Annotated in this window: 16 protein-coding genes; 8 read left to right on the top strand and 8 right to left on the bottom strand. The window is 70.0% G+C overall.

Annotated features, from left to right (window positions below; genetic code table 11):
• The 4 genes from ACYQ78_RS25775 to sppA all read left to right on the top strand — a co-directional run bounded on the left by ACYQ78_RS25775 (position 1) and on the right by sppA (position 7,022).
• Positions 1-1,350, top strand: a complete 1,350-nt coding sequence (locus ACYQ78_RS25775) for a maltokinase N-terminal cap-like domain-containing protein (RefSeq protein WP_459803485.1) — start codon at positions 1-3, stop codon at positions 1,348-1,350.
• Positions 1,351-1,364: 14 nt separating this feature from the next.
• On the top strand, positions 1,365-3,509 hold the full coding sequence (glgB, locus tag ACYQ78_RS25770) for a 1,4-alpha-glucan branching protein GlgB (protein ID WP_459803484.1): 2,145 nt from the start codon (positions 1,365-1,367) through the stop codon (positions 3,507-3,509).
• Positions 3,510-3,657: 148 nt separating this feature from the next.
• Positions 3,658-5,268, top strand: a complete 1,611-nt coding sequence (locus ACYQ78_RS25765; protein ID WP_459803483.1) for a glycosyl hydrolase family 18 protein — start codon at positions 3,658-3,660, stop codon at positions 5,266-5,268.
• 65 nt (positions 5,269-5,333) lie between these two features.
• Complete coding sequence (sppA, locus tag ACYQ78_RS25760; RefSeq protein ID WP_459803482.1) at positions 5,334-7,022, top strand: signal peptide peptidase SppA; 1,689 nt, start codon at positions 5,334-5,336, stop codon at positions 7,020-7,022.
• On the opposite strand, the gene ACYQ78_RS25755 is transcribed toward sppA, so the two are convergent.
• Genes ACYQ78_RS25755 through ACYQ78_RS25735 form a run of 5 tightly spaced genes read right to left on the bottom strand, consistent with a single transcriptional unit; the run spans position 7,019 to position 10,743 of the window.
• On the bottom strand, positions 7,019-7,519 hold the full coding sequence (locus tag ACYQ78_RS25755; protein ID WP_459803481.1) for a flavin reductase family protein: 501 nt from the start codon (positions 7,517-7,519) through the stop codon (positions 7,019-7,021). The two genes, sppA and ACYQ78_RS25755, sit on opposite strands and share 4 nt — an antisense overlap.
• Positions 7,519-8,442: an ABC transporter substrate-binding protein gene (locus tag ACYQ78_RS25750; RefSeq protein WP_459803480.1), complete on the bottom strand. Its 924-nt coding sequence runs from the start codon at positions 8,440-8,442 to the stop codon at positions 7,519-7,521. Before ACYQ78_RS25750 ends, ACYQ78_RS25755 begins: the two co-directional genes overlap by 1 nt.
• 30 nt (positions 8,443-8,472) lie before the next feature.
• Complete coding sequence (locus ACYQ78_RS25745) at positions 8,473-9,135, bottom strand: ABC transporter permease subunit (protein ID WP_459803479.1); 663 nt, start codon at positions 9,133-9,135, stop codon at positions 8,473-8,475.
• The gene (locus ACYQ78_RS25740) at positions 9,132-9,797 is read right to left on the bottom strand and encodes an ABC transporter permease (RefSeq protein WP_459803478.1); all 666 of its coding nucleotides are present in this window, start codon (positions 9,795-9,797) and stop codon (positions 9,132-9,134) included. The genes ACYQ78_RS25745 and ACYQ78_RS25740 overlap by 4 nt, the downstream gene beginning before the upstream one ends.
• Entirely contained in the window at positions 9,790-10,743 is a 954-nt protein-coding gene (locus tag ACYQ78_RS25735; RefSeq protein WP_459803477.1) for an ABC transporter ATP-binding protein, read from the bottom strand. The genes ACYQ78_RS25740 and ACYQ78_RS25735 overlap by 8 nt, the downstream gene beginning before the upstream one ends.
• A gap of 189 nt (positions 10,744-10,932) precedes the next feature.
• Between ACYQ78_RS25735 and ACYQ78_RS25730 the strand changes: the two genes are divergently transcribed.
• A complete protein-coding gene (locus ACYQ78_RS25730) occupies positions 10,933-12,363 on the top strand; it encodes an RNA polymerase sigma factor (protein WP_459803476.1) in 1,431 nt (476 codons plus the stop codon).
• Between the two features lie 60 nt (positions 12,364-12,423).
• Here the strand turns inward: ACYQ78_RS25730 and ACYQ78_RS25725 are convergent, their stop codons facing one another.
• From ACYQ78_RS25725 to ACYQ78_RS25715, 3 genes are all read right to left on the bottom strand, one after another.
• Entirely contained in the window at positions 12,424-12,753 is a 330-nt protein-coding gene (locus tag ACYQ78_RS25725; protein WP_459803475.1) for a hotdog family protein, read from the bottom strand.
• A 392-nt stretch (positions 12,754-13,145) separates the two neighbouring features.
• Positions 13,146-14,300 carry an acyl-CoA dehydrogenase family protein gene (locus ACYQ78_RS25720; protein WP_459803474.1) on the bottom strand — a complete coding sequence of 385 codons (1,155 nt, stop codon included), beginning with the start codon at positions 14,298-14,300 and terminating at the stop codon, positions 13,146-13,148.
• Complete coding sequence (locus tag ACYQ78_RS25715) at positions 14,285-15,262, bottom strand: acyl-CoA dehydrogenase family protein (RefSeq protein WP_459803473.1); 978 nt, start codon at positions 15,260-15,262, stop codon at positions 14,285-14,287. Before ACYQ78_RS25715 ends, ACYQ78_RS25720 begins: the two co-directional genes overlap by 16 nt.
• 96 nt (positions 15,263-15,358) lie before the next feature.
• Here ACYQ78_RS25715 and ACYQ78_RS25710 point away from each other — a divergent pair, with 96 nt between their 5' ends.
• From ACYQ78_RS25710 to ACYQ78_RS25700, 3 genes are all read left to right on the top strand, one after another.
• A complete protein-coding gene (locus tag ACYQ78_RS25710) occupies positions 15,359-15,964 on the top strand; it encodes a TetR family transcriptional regulator (protein ID WP_459803472.1) in 606 nt (201 codons plus the stop codon).
• A gap of 52 nt (positions 15,965-16,016) precedes the next feature.
• A complete protein-coding gene (locus tag ACYQ78_RS25705; RefSeq protein WP_459803471.1) occupies positions 16,017-17,132 on the top strand; it encodes a steroid 3-ketoacyl-CoA thiolase in 1,116 nt (371 codons plus the stop codon).
• 266 nt (positions 17,133-17,398) lie between these two features.
• Complete coding sequence (locus tag ACYQ78_RS25700) at positions 17,399-18,430, top strand: MBL fold metallo-hydrolase (RefSeq protein ID WP_459803470.1); 1,032 nt, start codon at positions 17,399-17,401, stop codon at positions 18,428-18,430.
• The last annotated feature ends 24 nt before the right edge of the window (positions 18,431-18,454 follow it).

Raw genomic sequence — 18,454 nt, 5'->3', positions numbered from 1 at the left:
GTGCTTGCCGAGCTCCTTACCGGATGGATCGCCGATCAACGATGGTTCGCCGGTAAGGGGCGGCCGATCGACGATCTGTCGGTCGAGTCCACCGTCCCTCTCGTGGACGGCGACCCCGCCCTGGCCCACCTGATCATCAGGGTGGTCCAGGGTGCCCGCACGACCCGATACCAGCTCCTGCTGGGGCTGCGCGACACGCTGAACAGCAGGTTGCGGCACGTCTACATCGGCCGCTGCGAGTGGGACGGCCGCGAACGCGACGTGTACGACGCCGCCCACGACGCCGAACTCATGGGCCGCCTGCTCAGCGGCATCGCCGACGACGCCACCGTCGGCCCGCTGAGCTTCCACCGGTCGCCCGGAGCGGAGATCGACACCTCCCAGCGCAGCCTGGTGATGACCGCCGAGCAGTCGAACACCTCGATCGTCTTCGGCGACCACTACATCCTCAAGATGTTCCGCGTGGTCATCCCGGGGATGAACCCCGAACTCGAGATCGTCACCGCCCTCGCGGCCGAGGAGTCGCACCACGTGGCCCGGCCGTTCGGCTGGATCGAGGGCGCGATCGACGGCGAGCCCACCACCCTGGCGATCATGCAGGCGTTCCTCGGGGGCGCCAGCGAGGGCTGGGCGATGGCGCTGACCAGCGTCCGCGATCTCTACGCCACCCCGCGTGAGGTGTCCGCGGGCGACGCCGGAGGCGACTTCGCCGCCGAGGCCGAGCGCCTCGGCATCGCCACCGCCGAGGTCCACCGCGAGATGCGCGAGGCCTTCGGGTCCGACACCCTCGACCCCGGCGAGATCCATCTGATGGCCGAGGGGTTCCGGGCCTCGCTGGAACGCGCGGTCGAAGAGGTGCCCTCGCTGGAGGACCACGCCGACGTGGCCCGCGAGGCCTACGACCTGCTGGCCGCCGTCGACGAACCCGTGCCGGTGCAGCGGGTGCACGGCGACTACCACCTGGGCCAGGTCATGCGGAGCATGACCGACTGGATCGTGCTGGACTTCGAGGGTGAACCGGGGCAGCCGCTGGCCGAGCGCCGCGCGCTCCACTCGCCGCTGCGGGACGTCGCGGGCATGCTGCGCTCCTTCGAGTACGCCGCCCGCCACCTGCTGGCCGACCACCCCGACGCCGAGACGCTGGAAGACCGGGCCGAGGAGTGGGCGGTCCGCAACCGCGCCGCGTTCCTGTCCGGCTACACGAAGTCGGGCGGCGACCTGCGCCCCGCCGACGTCGTGATGATGCGCGCGCTGGAGCTCGCCAAGGCCGTCTACGAAGTGGTCTACGAGGCGCGCAACCGGCCGTCCTGGCTGCCGATCCCCCTGGCGGCGTTCACCACGAAACATTGAGAGTTGGCAGATAGATGAGGAACGACTTGGACCGCCTCGCCGGAGGCGCCCACCACGATCCCCACTCGATCCTCGGGGCCCACATGACGGGCGAGGGCGTGGCGATCCGGGTGTTGCGGCCGTTCGCGGAGACGGTCGAGGCGCTGGTCGACGGGGAGGTCCATCCCCTGGAGCACGTCGAGTTCGGGATCTTCGAAGTGCTCGTGAAGGGCCTCGACAAGATCCCGTCCTACCGGCTGCGGGTGAAGTACGAGGGTTCCGACCCCGTCGAGACCGGTGACCCCTACCGTCACTGGCCCACGCTCGGCGAGGTCGACCTGCACCTGATCGGCGAGGGCCGCCACGAGCGCCTGTGGGAGGTGCTCGGCGCGCGTCCCCTCGTCCACGAGGACGAGCAGGGCACCGCGTTCGCTGTCTGGGCGCCCAACGCGCTCGGGGTCCGGATGATCGGCGACTTCAACCACTGGAACGGCGGCGGCCACCCGATGCGGTCGCTCGGGTCGTCGGGTGTGTGGGAGCTGTTCATCCCCGGAGTGGGGGCCGGGACCCGCTACAAGTTCGAGATCCTCGGCGTCGACGGCGTGTGGCGGAGCAAGGCCGACCCGATGGCGCGGCGCACCGAGGTGCCGCCGCTGACCGCCTCGGTGGTCGAGGAGACCTCCTACACCTGGAACGACGAGGAGTGGATGGCCTCCCGCCCGACCCGGGACGCGCTCAAGGAGCCGATGTCGACCTACGAGGTGCATCTGGGCTCCTGGCGCCCGGGGCTGAGCTACCTCGAGATGGCCGAGCAGCTCACCTCGTACGTGAAGGAGATGGGTTTCACCCACGTCGAGTTCATGCCGGTCGCCGAGCACCCCTTCGGCGGCTCGTGGGGTTACCAGGTGACCTCCTACTACGCGCCGACCTCCCGTTTCGGCACGCCCGACGAGTTCCGGGTGCTGGTCGACGCGCTGCACCAGGCCGGCATCGGGGTCATCGTCGACTGGGTGCCCGCCCACTTCCCCATGGACGACTGGGCCCTGGCCCGCTTCGACGGCACCCCTCTCTACGAGCACGCCGACCCCCACCGGGGCGAGCACCCCGATTGGGGCACCTACGTGTTCGACTTCGGCCGCCGCGAGGTGAAGAACTTCCTGGTCGCCAACGCGGTCTACTGGCTGCGCGAGTTCCACATCGACGGCCTGCGGGTCGACGCCGTGGCCTCGATGCTCTACCTCGACTACTCCCGCCGCGACGGCGAATGGACCCCCAACCAGTTCGGCGGGCGCGAGAACCTCGACGCGATCGAGTTCCTCAAGGAGATGAACGCCGTCGCCTACCGCGAGGCCCCCGGGATCGTCACGATCGCCGAGGAGTCGACCGCGTGGCCCGGCGTCTCGCAGCCGGTGCACCTGGGCGGTCTCGGCTTCGGCTTCAAGTGGAACATGGGCTGGATGCACGACACCCTGGCCTACCTCGCCCACGAGCCGATCTACCGCCAGTACCACCACCACCAGCTCACGTTCTCGCTCATGTACGCCCACTCCGAGAACTTCGTGCTGCCGCTGTCCCACGACGAGGTCGTCCACCTGAAGGGCTCCCTGCTGGGCAAGATGCCCGGCGACGAGTGGCAGCGCTTCGCCAACCTGCGCGCCCTCTACGCCTTCATGTGGGCCCACCCCGGCAAGCAGCTGCTCTTCATGGGCGGCGAGTTCGGCCAGGGCGGCGAGTGGTCGGAGTCCAAGGGCCTCGACTGGTGGGTGCTCGACTTCGACTTCCACCAGGGGGTGCAGAAGCTGGTGCGCGACCTCAACGGGGTCTACAAGAACACCCCGGCGCTCTACACCCGGGACGCCACCGGCGACGGCTTCCGCTGGATCGACGCCGACGACTTCTCGGGGAACGTCTTCTCCTTCCTGCGTTACGGCGACGACGGCTCGGTGCTGGCCTGCGTGACCAACTTCTCGGGCGGCCCCCACGAGGACTACCACCTGGGCCTGCCCGAGGGCGGCACCTGGACCGAGGTCCTCAACACCGACGCCTACGAATACGCCGGCAGCGGGGTCGGCAACCTCGGCGGCGTGGTGGCCACCGAGGTCGAGCGGCACGGGCTGCCCTACTCGGTGCGGCTGCGCGTTCCGCCACTCGGCACGGTCTGGCTCCAGAAGGAAGTTTGACAGAGGGCCCCTTCGGGGGCCTTCCTTATGTCAGCCTTAAGTGCAGATTAACCCCCTTACGGGAGCGTTGACCGGCGTCAGAACATGGCCTTAGCCTCGGGATTACTAATAGGAAACTTTCCTAAGAATTACCCCCCGGGAGCGTTCCTTGCGACGTATCACCATCGGCTCGCTGATCGCCGCGGCGGCGCTGCTCGTGCCGTTCGGCCTCGGCCAGGCCTCCGCCGCCACTCCGGCCACCGCCACGTACGCCGTCGACCAGGACTGGGGCACCGGCTTCCAGGGCAAGGTCACCGTGAAGGCGGGCGACACGGCCCTGTCCACGTGGACGGTCGAGTTCGATGTGCCGAGCACCACGACCATCAGCTCGGCGTGGGACGCCGACATGGTCAAGTCGGGCAACCACTACACGTTCACCAAGAAGAGCTGGGCCGGCCCGCTGGCCCCCGGCGCCTCCTCCAGCTTCGGCTTCATCGGCGCCCCCGGCGGCCTCGCCGCGGTCCAGAACTGCAAGCTCAACGGCGCCCCCTGCACCGGCGGCCCGGTGAACCCGACGCCGACCCCCACGGTCACCCCGACCGTCACCCCGACGCCGACCCCCACCCCGACGCCCACGGTCACCCCGACCGTCACTCCCCCGCCGGGCGGTAAGAAGGTCATCGGCTACTTCACCAACTGGGGCGTCTACGGCCGCCAGTTCTACGTGAAGAACCTGCACACCAGCGGCTCCGCCGCCAAGCTGACCCACATCCTGTACGCGTTCGGCAACGTCCAGAACGGCCAGTGCACGATCTCCGACAGCTACGCCGACTACGACATGGCCTACACCGCGGCCAACTCGGTCGACGGCGTCGCCGACACGTGGGACCAGCCGCTGCGCGGCAACTTCAACCAGCTCCGCAAGCTCAAGGCGATGTACCCGGGCCTGAAGGTCATCTTCAGCATCGGCGGCTGGACCTACTCGGGCGGCTTCACCCAGGCCGCCGCGAACCCGACCGCGTTCGCCAACTCCTGCTACAACATGGTCGAGGACCCGCGCTGGGCCGACGTGTTCGACGGCATCGACATCGACTGGGAGTACCCCAACGCCTGCGGTCTCACCTGTGACAGCACCGGCTTCTCGTCCTTCAAGAACGTGATGCAGGCGCTGCGCACCCGGTTCGGCAGCAGCGCCCTGGTCACCGCCGCGATCACCGCCGACGGCACCAACGGCGGCAAGATCGACGCCGCCGACTACGCCGGCGCCGCGCAGTACCTCGACTGGTACATGCCGATGACCTACGACTACTTCGGCGCCTTCGCCGCGCAGGGCCCGACCGCCCCGCACTCCCCGCTGACCAGCTACACCGGCATCCCGACCGCCGGGTTCTACAGCGACCTGGCGATCCAGAAGCTCAAGTCGAAGGGCATCCCGGCCTCCAAGCTGCTGCTCGGCATCGGCTTCTACGGCCGCGGCTGGACCGGCGTCACCCAGTCGGCCCCCGGCGGCACCGCCACCGGCGCGGGTCCCGGCACCTACGAGGCGGGCATCGAGGACTACAAGGTCCTCAAGACCCGCTGCCCCGCGACGGGCACCGTGGGCGGCACCGCCTACGCCCACTGCGGCAACCAGTGGTGGAGCTACGACACCCCCGCCACCATCGCGGGCAAGATGACCTACGCCAAGAACCAGGGCCTCGGCGGCGCGTTCTTCTGGGAGACCAGCGGTGACACGACCAACGGCGAACTGATCACCGCGATCAGCAACGGCCTCAAGTAACCTCCTCTGACGGCTGAACGGCTCCGCGCCCTGTGCGCGGGGCCGTTTCGCTTAGTGTGGGCTCCATGGACGCGACCAAGACGATCTTCGAGGCCGTCGGCAAGATGCGGCAGCGCCGGACCTCTCCGCTCATGCTGGAGCTCGACCTGACCGAGGGTCTGACCGACGCTCCGCCCGCCGACCCGTTGTCGGCTCTGCTGTCGATGCGCCGGGCCCGGCTGAGCGACGTCATCGGCGGCCTGCGGCGGGCCCGCCGCGACCCCCGGGTGAAGGGCCTGATCGTCAAGATCGGCGGCCATCCGCTCGGGCTCGCGATGGTCCAGGAGATCCGCAACGCGATCGTCCACTTCCGGGCCGCGGGCAAGCTCACCGTGGCGTGGGCCGACAGCTACGGCGAGGTGGCCAACGGCACGGTGCCCTACTACCTGGCCAGCGCCTTCGAGAAGGTCTACCTCCAGCCGTCGGGCGACGTCGGGCTGACCGGCGTGGCGATCGAGCAGCGGTTCCTGAAGGGCGCGCTCGGCAAGCTCGACATCGACTACCAGGTGGGCCAGCGGCACCAGTACAAGACCGCCGCCAACATGTTCACCCAAGACCACATGACCGACGCCCACAAGGAGATGACCGGGCGGCTGGCCGAGTCGCTGACCGAGCAGCTCGTGGCCGGCATCGCCGAGGGCCGGGGCCTTGAGCCCAAGCGGGTGCGCGAGCTCATCGACCAGGGTCCGTTCTACGGTGAAGAGGCCGTCCAGGCGGGGCTGGTCGACGGGCTGAAATATCGCGACGAGGTCTACGCCGACCACGTTCCGGCGGAGACCGTTCTCCTGTACGTCGCCCGCTACGCGAAGACCCAGCTGCCCAAGATGCCCCACCCGGGTGAGCCCGTCGTGGCGCTCGTCCACGGGCACGGCGCGATCCGGCTGGGCCGCAGCGGGCGTTCCCCGCTGGGCGGCGGCAACGCGATGGGGTCCGACACGATCAGCGCGGCGATCCGCGCGGCCCGCCGCGACGACAAGGTCAGGGCGATCGTGTTCCGGGTCGACAGCCCCGGCGGCTCCTACACCGCCTCCGACTCGATCTGGCGCGAGGTGATCCTGGCCAAGCGGGCGGGCAAGCCGGTCGTGGTGTCGATGGGCGACGTCGCCGCCTCGGGTGGCTACTTCGTCTCGATGGCCGCCGACATGATCTTCGCCCAGCCGGGCACGCTCACCGGCTCGATCGGCGTGTTCGGCGGCAAGGCCGTGCTCGGCGGGCTGATGGAGCGGCTCGGCATCGCCACCGAGATCGTCGCCGAGGGCGCCAACGCGGGCATGTTCTCCTCCACGCGGCCCTTCTCCGAGTCGCAGTGGACCCGCATCAACGCCTGGCTCGACCGGGTCTACGACGACTTCGTCGGCAAGGTCGCCGAGGGCCGGGGCATGGAGCGCGACAAGGCAGAGTCGCTGGCCAAGGGCCGGGTCTGGACCGGCGCCGACGCCCGTGACCACGGTCTGGTCGACGCCCTCGGCGGGGTCGAAGACGCCTTGGCCGAGGCGCGCAAGCGGGCCGGTCTCGCCGCCGACGCCCCCGTGCGGTCCTACCCGAAGATCAACCCGCTGGAGCGGCTGATCCCGCCGGAGTCCTCCGAAGACAAGACCGCCGCGATGACCCGGATCCGGGTCGAGGCGTGGGGGCCGCTGGCGGCCTTCGCCGCCGAACTCGGTCTCCCCGCCGCCGGGCCGCTGGTGCTGCCCGGCCAGTGGGTGATCCGCTAGGTCTTCACCGGACGGTACCGGCCGCGCAGCCGGGTGAGCGGCGGCCGGGCCGCGTCGACGTAGTCGACCGCCGTCACCTGGGCGATGAAGAGCATGTGGTCGCCGGCCGGGACCACCGTCTGGGTCTCGGCCTCCAGGGCGGCCACCCCGCCCTCGACGACGAGCGCCTCCGAGTGGGCGCCGCGATGGTGGGGCACCGAGGCGAGCAGCAGGCGGGCGCTCGGGCGGCCCGGGGTGGCGAAGCGCGAGGCGATGGTCTGCTGGCCGTCGCTGAGCAGCGTCGCCGCCCACTTGTCGTGGCGCAGCAGGAGTTCGGTCAGGTAGGCGCCGTTGGCCAGGCTGATCAGAACGGTCGGCGGTTCGGCCGAGACCGACAGCAGGCTGGTCACCGTGTTGCCGACGTCGTCGCGGTCGTCCTTCACCGTGACGACCGCGACGCCGGCGGCGAGTTGCGCCATCGCTTCCACGAAGGGCAGCCCCGCCGCCGGAGTCGTCATCAGATGAGGCCGTTCTGGGTCAGCCAGTCTTTGGCGACCACGGGCGGGTCGGCCTTGTCGACCGCGATCTGCTTCATGAGTTCGAGCAGGCCCTCGGTGGTCAGCTTCGCCGAGACGGCGTCGAGGGTGGTCTTGACGGTGTCGTCGACGCCCGCCTTGAACACCAGCGGCGCGATGTTGTCGGCGGCGAAGGCGTTCTTGTTGTCCTGGAGCGAGACCAGGTCGTTGAGCAGGATCTTCGGGTCGGTGGTGAAGACGTTGCCGACCTGGATGGTGCCGCTCTTGATGGCGTCGGCCGTGGTCTCGGCCGTGGGCTCCCACGACTTGAACTCCAGGCCGTAGGTGTCCTTGAAGTTCGCCTCCTGGCGCTCCTTGAACTCCGGCGGGCCGCCGACCTTGAGGTCCTTGGAGATCTTGGCCAGGTCTTCGATGGTGGTCAGGCCCTTTTCGGTCGCGAACGCCTTGGTGACCGTGAGGGAGTTGCCGTCCTGGGCGGCGGCCGGGGTGAGGACCTCCACCTCCGGGGGCAGCTTGGTCTTCAGCGCGGCGACGACGTCGTCGGTCGACTTGGCCGTGGCGGCCGGGTCGACGAAGGCCAGCAGTGAGCCGACGTACTCGGGAAGGACCGTCAGGCCGCCGCTCTTGACCTGGTCGAAGACGACCTCGCGGGAGCCGATGTTGGGCTTCTCCTCGACCGTGACGCCCTTGGCCTGGAGGGCCTGCGCGTAGATCGAGCCGAGCAGCACACTCTCGGGGAAGTTGAAGGAGCCGACGACGACCGTGGAGGCGGCCGGAGCGGAACCCCCCGTGGCGGCGGGCGCGGACGGGGTGGCCTGCGCCAGCGGGTCGCCACCACCTCCTCCGCATGCGGATAGGGCGAACACCGCGGCGATCGCGGTGATGAATGCTCGTTTCACGTACATTCCCTTCAAAATCGGGGGATTAGGTAGAGATTAGCGGACCTGCCGCACCCCCGGCGAGACGACGACCCGGTTGAGCAGGGTGAACCCGGTCTGCACGGCCAGCGCCAACGCCACCACCAGCACCGCTCCCCCGAACACCTCGGCGTAGTTCTTGGTCGCCAGCCCGTCGATGATGTATCTCCCCAGTCCACCGAGCCCGACATAAGCCGCCACGGTCGCCGTCGCGACCACCGTGATGGCGGACAACCGCAGACCCAGGAGGATCAGCGGCAACGCAACAGGCAGCAACGCCCGGAACAGCACCTGGCTTCCCCGCAGGCCCATGCCGTATGCGGCGTCGCGCAGATCGGGGTCGGCGCCGCGGATGCCCTCGTAGGTGTTGACCAGGATCGGCGGGATCGCCAGCGCGATCAGCGGGATCAGCACCGGCCACAGGGTCCCGACGCCGATGAGCAGCACGACCAGCACGAGCAGGCCCAGCGTGGGCAGCGCGCGGGCGGCGTTGGCCGCCACGACGACCACGATCGCGCCCCGGCCGGTGTGCCCGATGATCAGCCCCAGCGGGATCGCGATGAGCGCGGCGATGGCGAAGGCCAGGAACGAGTATTCGAGGTGTTCCAGCAGGCGGACCGGGATGCCGTCCTCACCCGACCAGTACTGAGAGCTGCCGAAGAACTCGATGAGCCAGTTCACGCGGACCTCCTCGCCCACGGGGTGAGCAGCCGCTGGGCCACGATGATGACCAGGTCGGCGACCAGGGCCAGCGCGACCACGAGCACGATCCCGACCACGATCGGGGTGTAGAACTGCCGCTGCCAGCCGTCGATGAACAGGTAGCCGAGCCCGCCCTGCCCGATCAACGCTCCCACGCTGACCAGCGAGATGCTCGACACGGCCGCGACCCGCAGCCCGGCCAGCACGACCGGGACCGCGATCGGCAACTCCACCGACACCAGCCGCCGATAAGGCCGGAAGCCCATCGCGACGGCCGACTGGCGCACGTGGTCGGGAACCGACTTCATGCCGTCGACCACGGCCGGGATGAGCACCGCGAGCGAGAACAGGGTGAGCGGGATGATGACGGTCGTCTGGGTCAGGCCGGTGACCGACAGCAGGATCGAGAACAGCGCCAGCGACGGCAGCGAGTAGACGACGTTCATGATCCCGACGGTCGGCTGGTAGAGCCACCGGTAGCGGGCGCAGGCCAGGCCGAGCGGGATCGCGATCAGCAGCCCGGCGATCACCGGCACGAACGCCATCACGATGTGGTTCTCCAGCAGCACCTTCACCGAGGTGGGGCCGCCGTTGTCCCAGTTGCGGGCGATCCAGTCCCACCGGACGAGTGGCTCATCCACGGGCCGCCCCCACGAGCGCGGCCTGCCCGACCACCCCGAGCACCCGGCCGTCGTCGTCGACCGCGACCGCGAGCCCGTCGGGCGACAGCAGCGCGGCGTCGAGCGCGGCGCGCAGCGAGTCTTTCGCCGGGTTGAAGGTGCCGTGGCCCCGCGCGGTCACGCCCTCGGGCACCGGTTCGAGCGTCAGGTTCCCGGCCGGGACGAACCCGAGCCGCCGGATGCCCCGGTCACGGCCCAGGAACTCGCGCACGAAGTCGTCGGCCGGATCGCTGAGCAGGTCGGCGGGCGCGGCGATCTGGGCCAGCTTGCCGCCCACCCGCAGCACCGCGACGGTGTCGCCGAGCTTGACCGCCTCGTCGATGTCGTGGGTGACGAACACGATCGTCTTGTGCAGTTCGTCCTGCAGCCGGAGGAGTTCCTCCTGGAGCGAGGTGCGCACGATCGGGTCGACGGCGCTGAAGGGTTCGTCCATCAGCAGGACGGGCGGGTCGGCGGCCAGCGCGCGGGCGACGCCGACGCGCTGCTGCTGACCCCCGGAGAGCTGGAAGGGGAAGCGGCGGGCCAGCTTGGGATCGAGGCCGACGCGCTCCATCAGCTCCATCGCGCGGTCGCGGGCCTTCTTCTTGTCCCAGCCGAGCAGCAGCGGCACCGTCGCGATGTTGTCGACGATGCGGCGGTGCGGGAACAGGCCGGCCTGCTGGATGACGTAGCCGATGCCCCGGCGCAGCGTGGCCGGGTCGACGGCGGTGACGTCCTTCCCGTCGAGGAGGATGCGGCCCTGGCTGGGGTCGATCATGCGGTTGATCATGCGGAGCGAGGTGGTCTTGCCGCAGCCCGAAGGACCGACGAAAACCGTGATGGCGCCGGTCGGCACCTCCAGAGAGAGGTCGTCGACCGCGACCGTCCCGTCGGCGTAGCGTTTGGTGACGCCGTCAAAAGTGATCACTGGCGACCTCTGTCCAGGGGTGTTGATCTCCGAAGGCAGCCTACGAGGGCTTTGTTACATTCCGAAAATGATCAATCCTTACTGCCCAGAAGAATATGAATCAAAAGCCCTCTAATTAGTGCGCTGTCCCCCTCCGTGGCGGCATGATTGGCGTACGATCCCTCCACTTCAACACCAGGGGTACCGGCCGTGACAACACCGCTCACGGGTCAGCGTTCCAGGAGCGACCTGATCGCCGAGCTCTACGAGCGTCACGCCGCCGGGCTGTTCGCCTACTGTCACGACCAGCTGGGTGAGACGGCCTCGGCCGCCGACGCCCTCGTCGCCGTGCTCGCAGGCGTTCCGCCGACGGATCCGCCTCGCGCGGCGCTCTTCTCCCTCGCCCGGCGCGAGATCTACCGCCGCGACGTCAGCTACGCGATGCCCGCCGTCGACTCGATCGCCGACCCGGCGACCGCCCTGATCGAGCGCGTCTTCCGGGACATCCGTCCCCATCAGCGCGAAGTCCTCATGCTGTCGGTCCACTGCGGGCTGACCACCGACGAACTCGCGCTGGTCCTCGAGGTCGCCACCGACACCGCGGCCGAACTGGCCACCAGCGCCCGCCACCGGTTCGGCCAGACGATGACCACCGCCGTCACCGCGGCCCGCACCGCGCCGTTCATCGCCCGCGACGTCGAAGAGGTGTACGACGCCATCGGGGTCGCCCCCCTCGAAGACGTGCTGGCCCGGCTGCCCTGGCGCGAGCCGCCCCACGACGTGCTCCGGCGCGTCCAGGCATCGCTCCCTTTTGAGCCCACCGCCCCGCCGCTCGGCCGGAAGACCACGCTGCCGGTCCGCCGGCTCTGGCCGACCGCCCCGTCGTGGCCGCTGCCGCTGGCGACCGAGACCGACCCGGCGACCAACACGACGGTCGTCCCGCTCGACGACCTGACCAACCCCACCAAGCTGGCCGACCGCCGCCGCCGGCAGGAGGCGGCCACCCAGCCGCTGCCCCGCCTGCGCGGCTCGATCCTGAAGAACATCGGCAACGGCCCGCCGAAGAAGCGCATCAGCATGCCGACCCCGGTCTCCCCCGAGGTGGCACCGGCTCCCGCCGAGACGGTGGAGGCGGTCGAGGCGGTCGTCGAAGACCAGCTCGCGGCGTTCTCGAAGATGGAGTCGTTCGACGCCTTCACCACCGAGGACGAGGCTCCGGCCCCCGAGACCGCGGCCCCCTCGGAGCCCGAGCCGGTCGAGGCCCCGGTCACCGACCTGGTCCAGGCCGAGCCAGAGTCGCCGGGCGAGACCACCATGCCCGACCTGCTGCCCTCCGACCGCCTCGTCTTCGCCAAGCCCCTGATCGACGACGACGATGACCTGCCGCAGGGCTCGACCACGATCGGCGAGCCCGAGGGCGCGCTGGTCAGGGCGGTGCTCCACGACACCACGATCAGCCCGCTCGACGACGACGAGCCGCACTATGCGCCTCCGGTGGAATACCGCACCCACTCGGGGCGGCGGGCACCGAAGGCGAAGGCGGTGGAGAAGCACCACGACTGGGCGTGGGAGCTGATCGGTTTCCTGATCTGCCTGGCCATCGCCCTGCTGGTCTTCTTCTCGATGCCCCTGCTGGTCTGACGAGCCGACGAAAAAAGTGCGCGCCCTCTCAAGGGGACGCGCACTTTTTTCGTTGGGGGCCTACCAGGACAGCCGGACGGTCCCGGTGGCGTGGATGCCCTCGGCCAGCCGGGCCCGGACCTCGACGGCGACGACCTCGGGCGTGCTGAGCGTCACCGTGCCGGTGAAGGTGAGCAGGTCGCCCGCGTGGGCGGGCAGGCCGAGCTTGACGTTCATGCCGCGGATGAAGGCGTCGGTGCCGGCCCAGCCGGTCACGTAGTTCTCCACCAGCGCCATCGTGGAGAGCAGGGTGAGCTGCACGTCCTGGGCCGAGGAGGGGACCTGCCCCGAGCGGAGGGGAAGCTTCAGGGGCGGGAGCTCGGTGCCGACCCGGATGTCAGGTGTCCACATCTCACCGCTCCATGGTGCGGGACGACAGGGGATCGGGAACGGAGTGCCGCGCCTGGGGATGTTCAGGGTTCGCATGTCCGGCTCCCGGGTGTCGGTCACTACTCGGACGCCCTAGCCCGGTCGCCGCGACGCGAATCCGTCGAAGGACGGCACGCCGGGCGGACCGGGTCTGGGCGGACTGTCGCAGCGCTCCGGATCCGCCGCACCGCAGGACCCGGAAGCTCTCCGCAGGTTGAACCCTCCCAGACGCGCCGGACGTCCCGGTCGACCAGGTGATCCGCCGGTGGGGCCCTGGGTGCACCAGGTGGAGGTTTTTCCCCTCAAAGGCGGAACTTCGGCATCCTCGCAGGCCACGCGAGGTGCGGAATGTCGTAATTTCTCCTGGAGGCGGTCTAGCGGGGTGGTCTCGGGAGGTTGAGACCCAGGAGGGCGATGAGCTCGCGCTGGACCTCGTTGACGCCGCCGCCGAAGGTCAGCACCAGGCCGCCCTTCACGCCCCGGTCGACCCGTTCCATCAGGTCGCGGGTGGCCTCGTCGGCGGGGTCGCCGAAGCGGGCCAGGGTCTCGCCGACGATGCGGCCGACGTCCTGCAGGCGTTCGGAGCCGTAGATCTTGGTGGCGGAGGCGTCGGGGGCGGCGAGCCAGCCGAGGTCCATGGTGGCGGCGACCTGCCAGTTGAGGAGCTCGTTGGTGCGGAAGGCGGCGTACACGGAACCCAGGGCTCTTCTGACGGCGGGCTCGGCGATCATGCCCGACGCGTGGGCCCAGTCCTTGAAGCGGTCGTAGGTGTGGGCGATGTTGCCGGCCGGGCCGAGGGTCACGCGTTCGTGGTTGAGCTGGTCGACGATCAGGTCCCAGCCCTTGCCGACCTCGCCGACGACCATGTCCACCGGGACCCGGACGTCGCTGAAGTAGGTGCTGTTGGTGTGGTGGCGGCCGTCCATGGTGATGATCGGGGTCCACGAGAAGCCGGGGTCGGCGGTCGAGACGATCATCATGGTGATGCCGCGGTGTTTCCTGGCGTCCGGGTCGGTGCGGGCCGCGAGCCAGATGTGGTCGGCGTGGTGGGCGCCCGAGGTGAAGATCTTCTGGCCGTTGACGACGTAGTGGTCGCCGTCGCGGACCGCCGTCGTGGTCAGGGAGGCCAGGTCGGTGCCGGCTCCCGGTTCGCTGTAGCCGATGGCGAAGTGGCACTCGCCCGCCAGGATGCGCGGCAGGAAGTGGGCCTTCTGCTCGGGGGTGCCATGGTGCATCAGGGTGGGGCCGACCGTCTGCAGCGTGATGATCGGGTAGGGCACCTCGGCGCGGGCGACCTCGTTGGCGAAGATCTGCTGCTCAAGAGGGCCGTAGCCCCGGCCGCCGAACTCCTCGGGCCAGCCCAGGCCGAGCATCCCGGCCTGCCCGAGGCGGCGGCAGTGCTCCATGTAGGCGACGCCGAACGGGTCGGCGGAGATGGCGGCGCGCTGCTCGGCGGTCAGGCAGGTGGCGAAGTAGGCGCGGAGCTCGTCGCGCAGCACGCGCTGGGCGTCGGTCAGTTCGACGAACATTCCAGCTCCCCGATCAGGTCGAGTTGCGCCTCGGCGCCGCCGAGGGTGTGCGCGGCGTCCTTGCCCCAGGCGAAGTAGCGGTGCAGCGGATACGAGACGTCGACGCCGAGCCCGCCGTGCAGGTGCTGGCAGGTGTAGAGGGCCTTCAGCGCCGCGTCGGCGGTGTGCAGGGCGGCGACGGCCAGGTCACGCTCGGCGTCGAGCCCGTGCGCGAGCCGGAACGCGCTCGACCAGACGGCGGCGTCGAGCACCCGGGTGGCGATGTAGACATCGGCGATCTGCATGGTCACGGCCTGGAACTCGGCCAGCGCGCGGCCGAACTGGCGGCGGGTCCTGACGTGTTCCGTGGTGATCCTGAGCGCCTGGGCCAGCACCCCCGAGGCGGTGGCGGTGAGCCCGGCGCGTACCAGAAGCTCCAGCTCGTGAGCAGCCCCGGCGATCAGCTCGCCGGGCGCGTCGTCGAAGGTGACGACCGTTTCCTGTACGGCTACCGCCTGAGGTTCGACGATCCACACGTCGTTCCCGGCCGTCACCAAAACCGATGCGGCCTGTCCGGCGTAGGGGACCTGGGTCTTGCGCCCGGTGAGACGGCCGCCGGCGACGGTGACCTCGCCCCTGACCGCATAGGTGAACGGCGCCCCGCCCTCGGCGACGGCGGCCAGCCGCGCCTTCTGTTCCGCCGAGCCGTGCCGGCCGATGATCTGCCCCGTGACCAGCGCGGGCAGCAACGGCACGGGGGCGACGTGGGCCCCCACCTCGCGCAGGAGCACCGCCATCTCGATCGGGCCGCCGTCGGCGGGCAGGCCGGCCTCGATCAGGCCCGCACGGGCCATCGTGGCCCACAGGCGCGCGTCGTAGGCTTCGCCGGTCTTCTCGTGGCCCTCCGGGTCGGACTCCTTGTCGAGCAGCCCGGCCGCGAGAGTGCGCAATTCACGTTGCGGCTCGTCGAGATCGAAATCCACCAACCGAAGTTAGAACGGATTCTAGTCAGTGTCCACAGCCCCATGACTGGTGAGTAACCCGTCAGCACGGGGCGTGGTCAGATAACGTGTTCTGCCATGGAAGCGGTCCAGGACCTCCCGCCCGGCACAGGTCCGGGCCTGCGCACCAAGAGCCAGCTCCAGCGACGCAGGCGCATCCTCCAGGCGGCGGCCGCCCTCGCCTCGCGCGGCGGGGTCGAGGCGATGCAGATGCGCACCGTCGCGGAGCGCGCCGGCGTGGCCCTGGGCACTCTCTATCGCTATTTCCCCTCGAAGATGGACCTGGTGGTCGCCGTCGTCGGCGAGGAACTCGACATGCTGGAGTCGAGCATCGCCCGCCGCCCTCCTGCGGCCCTCACCCCTGATGGGCGCGCGGTCGACGTGCTGATGCGCGCGACCAGGGGCCTGATGCGCGAACCCGAACTGGCCGACGCCCTGATCAGAGCCCTGATCCTGGCTGACGTGGAACTTCCTTTCGGCGACCGGATGGCGGGGCTGCTGCTGCGGGTGGCCGGGCTGTCCGAGGTGGGCGCCGACGAGGAACAGGGCATCCTGGCGGCGTCGCTGGGGGCGGTCTGGGTGCAGGAACTCCTGGAGATGCTGCGCGGCAGGCGGACATATGAGGACATCCAGCGCCGGATAGAGATCGCCGCCTCCCGACTCTTGGCCGACTTCCCCGGCTGAGTCCGGCGGGGCCGCCTTTCCGGGTTGAGTAGAACGCGTTACAGTTTTCGGCATGGGGACGCCGGTGATTGTCGAGGCGGTCCGGTCGCCGCTGGGGAAGCGCGGCGGCTGGCTGGCGGAGCTCAAGCCGCAGGCGCTCCTCGCCTCGGTGCTGACCGGGCTGATCGAGAAGGCCCGGGTCGACCCGCGCCTCGTCGAGCAGGTCTTCGCGGGATGCGTCACCCAGGCCGGTGAGCAGGGCGGCCACGTCGGGCGGCACGCGTGGCTCTACGCCGGGCTCCCCTTCCAGGCCGGGGTGACCACGCTCGACGCGCAGTGCGGGTCGTCGCAGCAGGCCGTCCACCTGGTGGCGGCGCTGATCCAGGCCGGCGTGATCGACGTCGGGATCGCGTGCGGCGTCGAGTCGATGAGCCGCCAGCCGCTCGGCTCGAACGTGCTGCCCGCGAACCCCCGCCCCGACGACTGGGCGATCGACCTGCCCGACCAGTTCACCGCCGCCGAGCGCATCGCCGCCCGCCGCGGACTGTCCCGCGCCGACCTCGACGCCTTCGGCGCCCGGTCCCAGAACCTGGCGGCCGAAGCGTGGGCGGAGGGACGCTTCGACCGCGAGATCGTCCCCGTCGCCGGGGTGACCCGCGACCAGGGGTTGCGCGAGACGACCGCCGAGGGCCTGGCCCGGCTGAGGCCGGTGCTGGGCGAGGGCGCGCTCCACACCGCCGGGACCTCGTCGCAGATCTCCGACGGAGCGGCGGCGGTCCTGCTGATGAGCGAATCGGCGGCGGCCCGGCACGGCCTGCGCCCCCGCGCCCGCATCCTCGCGCAGGCGTTGGTCGGCTCGGAGCCCTACTTCCACCTGGACGGCCCCGTAGACGCCACCACGCGCGTTCTGGACCGGACCGGGATGGTCATGTCGGATCTCGACCTTTATGAGGTCAACGAGGCTTTCGCGGCCATCGTCCTGTCGTGGGCATCCGTCCACAAACCCGACCCGTCCCGTCTCAACGTGAACGGCGGTGCCATCGCCCTCGGCCACCCGGTCGGCGCCACCGGCGCCCGCCTGATCACCACGGCCCTCCACGAACTCGAACGATCCGACGCCTCGACCGCCTTGGTGACCATGTGCGCAGGCGGAGCCCTGGCCACCGCGACCATCCTTGAACGCACATGACCCGACAACCAGCGGCCCACGACTTCCCGCACACGCGCAAGCCTCCCGTCGCCGGGGGCTTGGAGGCGCGCGGCGTGACCTCGCCCGCGCGCATCGGACCAGATATGACCTCGCCTCTCCGGCATGGGCGCACCCGCGTGCACTGTGCGTCGTCCTCTGCCCATGGCTGTGACGTGGGGCGATGGGTCATCAAGGGGAGGGCGAAATGCGATGGTCATCTGGGTTTGGCACCATGGTCGCGGTAGCAAGCGCTTGATGGGGGCCGGATGACTGAGCGTGATGTGCGGACGCGGCGTGCCTACAGTGCCCAGAAGGTCACCGATCTCGGTGACGGGGTGTGGAGTGTGCCGGTGCCGATACCGGGCAACCCCCTCGGCTACACGCTCGTCTACGCCGTCGAGTCGCCCGCCGGGCCGGTGCTGATCGACGCCGGGTGGAACCACCCCGAGGCGTTCGAGGCGCTGGAGAGCGGGCTCGGCCAGGCGGGCATCGCGCTGTCCGATCTGCGGGGCGTCGTGGTGACCCACTACCACCCCGACCACGCCGGGCTCGCCGGGCAGGTCAGGGAGGCCTCCGGCGGGTGGATCGCGATGCACGAGGCCGACGCCGAGATGGTCGGGATGTTCCACGAGATGGCCGCCGCCGACGACCGGCCCCGGATCCAGACCGACATGCTGCGCCGCGCGGGCGCCTCCCCCGAGGAGCTCCCGGCGGCGATCATGGACGCCCCCACGCCCCCCGCGATCCCCGACATCCACCTGGCCGACCGGGCGCTCGTCGACATTCCGGGGCGCACACTGCGAACCGTCTGGACCCCCGGCCACTCCCCCGGCCACATCTGTCTCCACCTCGAAGACGGTGATCGGGTCTTCACCGGCGACCACGTTCTACCGGGCATCACCCCGCATATCGGGATGTATCCCTACGACCGCACCGATATCGACCCTCTCGGCGAATTCCTCGCCTCTCTCGACAAGATCGCCGCATTCGGCCCTCTGGAGGCCCTCCCCGCCCACGAGTGGACGTTCACCGACGTCGCCGCCCGCGCCGTGGAGATCGTCGAGCACCACGAGGAGAAGCTGACCAAGCTGGTCGCCTCGATGGCCGAGGCCGGCCGGCCGCTGACGATCTGGACCGTCGCCTCGTTGATGACCTGGAACCGGAGGTGGGAGGATCTCCCGCCGATGCTGCGCGGAATGGCCGCAGGAGAGGCCGCCGCACACCTGAGGACCCTCGAAGTGCGCGGATTGGTGAGGCGCGCGGGAGGTGATCCGCTCACGTTCGTCGTACACTCCTAGACATCGGATGTCTGAGGGTGGGTG

It is taken from the genome of Herbidospora sp. RD11066 (genome assembly GCF_054661255.1).
Note: the sequence above shows the minus strand (reverse complement) of the source record. Positions and strands in the feature narration are given on the sequence as shown.

Bases quoted from the DNA above. Each gene is read 5' to 3' on its own strand.
- glgB (WP_459803484.1), top strand. From the start codon at position 1,365: ATGAGGAACGACTTGGACCGCCTCGCCGGAGGCGCCCACCACGATCCC.
- sppA (WP_459803482.1), top strand. From the start codon at position 5,334: ATGGACGCGACCAAGACGATCTTCGAGGCCGTCGGCAAGATGCGGCAG.
- ACYQ78_RS25755 (WP_459803481.1), bottom strand. From the start codon at position 7,519: ATGACGACTCCGGCGGCGGGGCTGCCCTTCGTGGAAGCGATGGCGCAA.
- ACYQ78_RS25750 (WP_459803480.1), bottom strand. From the start codon at position 8,442: ATGTACGTGAAACGAGCATTCATCACCGCGATCGCCGCGGTGTTCGCC.
- ACYQ78_RS25725 (WP_459803475.1), bottom strand. From the start codon at position 12,753: ATGTGGACACCTGACATCCGGGTCGGCACCGAGCTCCCGCCCCTGAAG.
- ACYQ78_RS25720 (WP_459803474.1), bottom strand. From the start codon at position 14,300: ATGTTCGTCGAACTGACCGACGCCCAGCGCGTGCTGCGCGACGAGCTC.
- ACYQ78_RS25710 (WP_459803472.1), top strand. From the start codon at position 15,359: ATGGAAGCGGTCCAGGACCTCCCGCCCGGCACAGGTCCGGGCCTGCGC.
- ACYQ78_RS25705 (WP_459803471.1), top strand. From the start codon at position 16,017: ATGGGGACGCCGGTGATTGTCGAGGCGGTCCGGTCGCCGCTGGGGAAG.
- ACYQ78_RS25700 (WP_459803470.1), top strand. From the start codon at position 17,399: ATGACTGAGCGTGATGTGCGGACGCGGCGTGCCTACAGTGCCCAGAAG.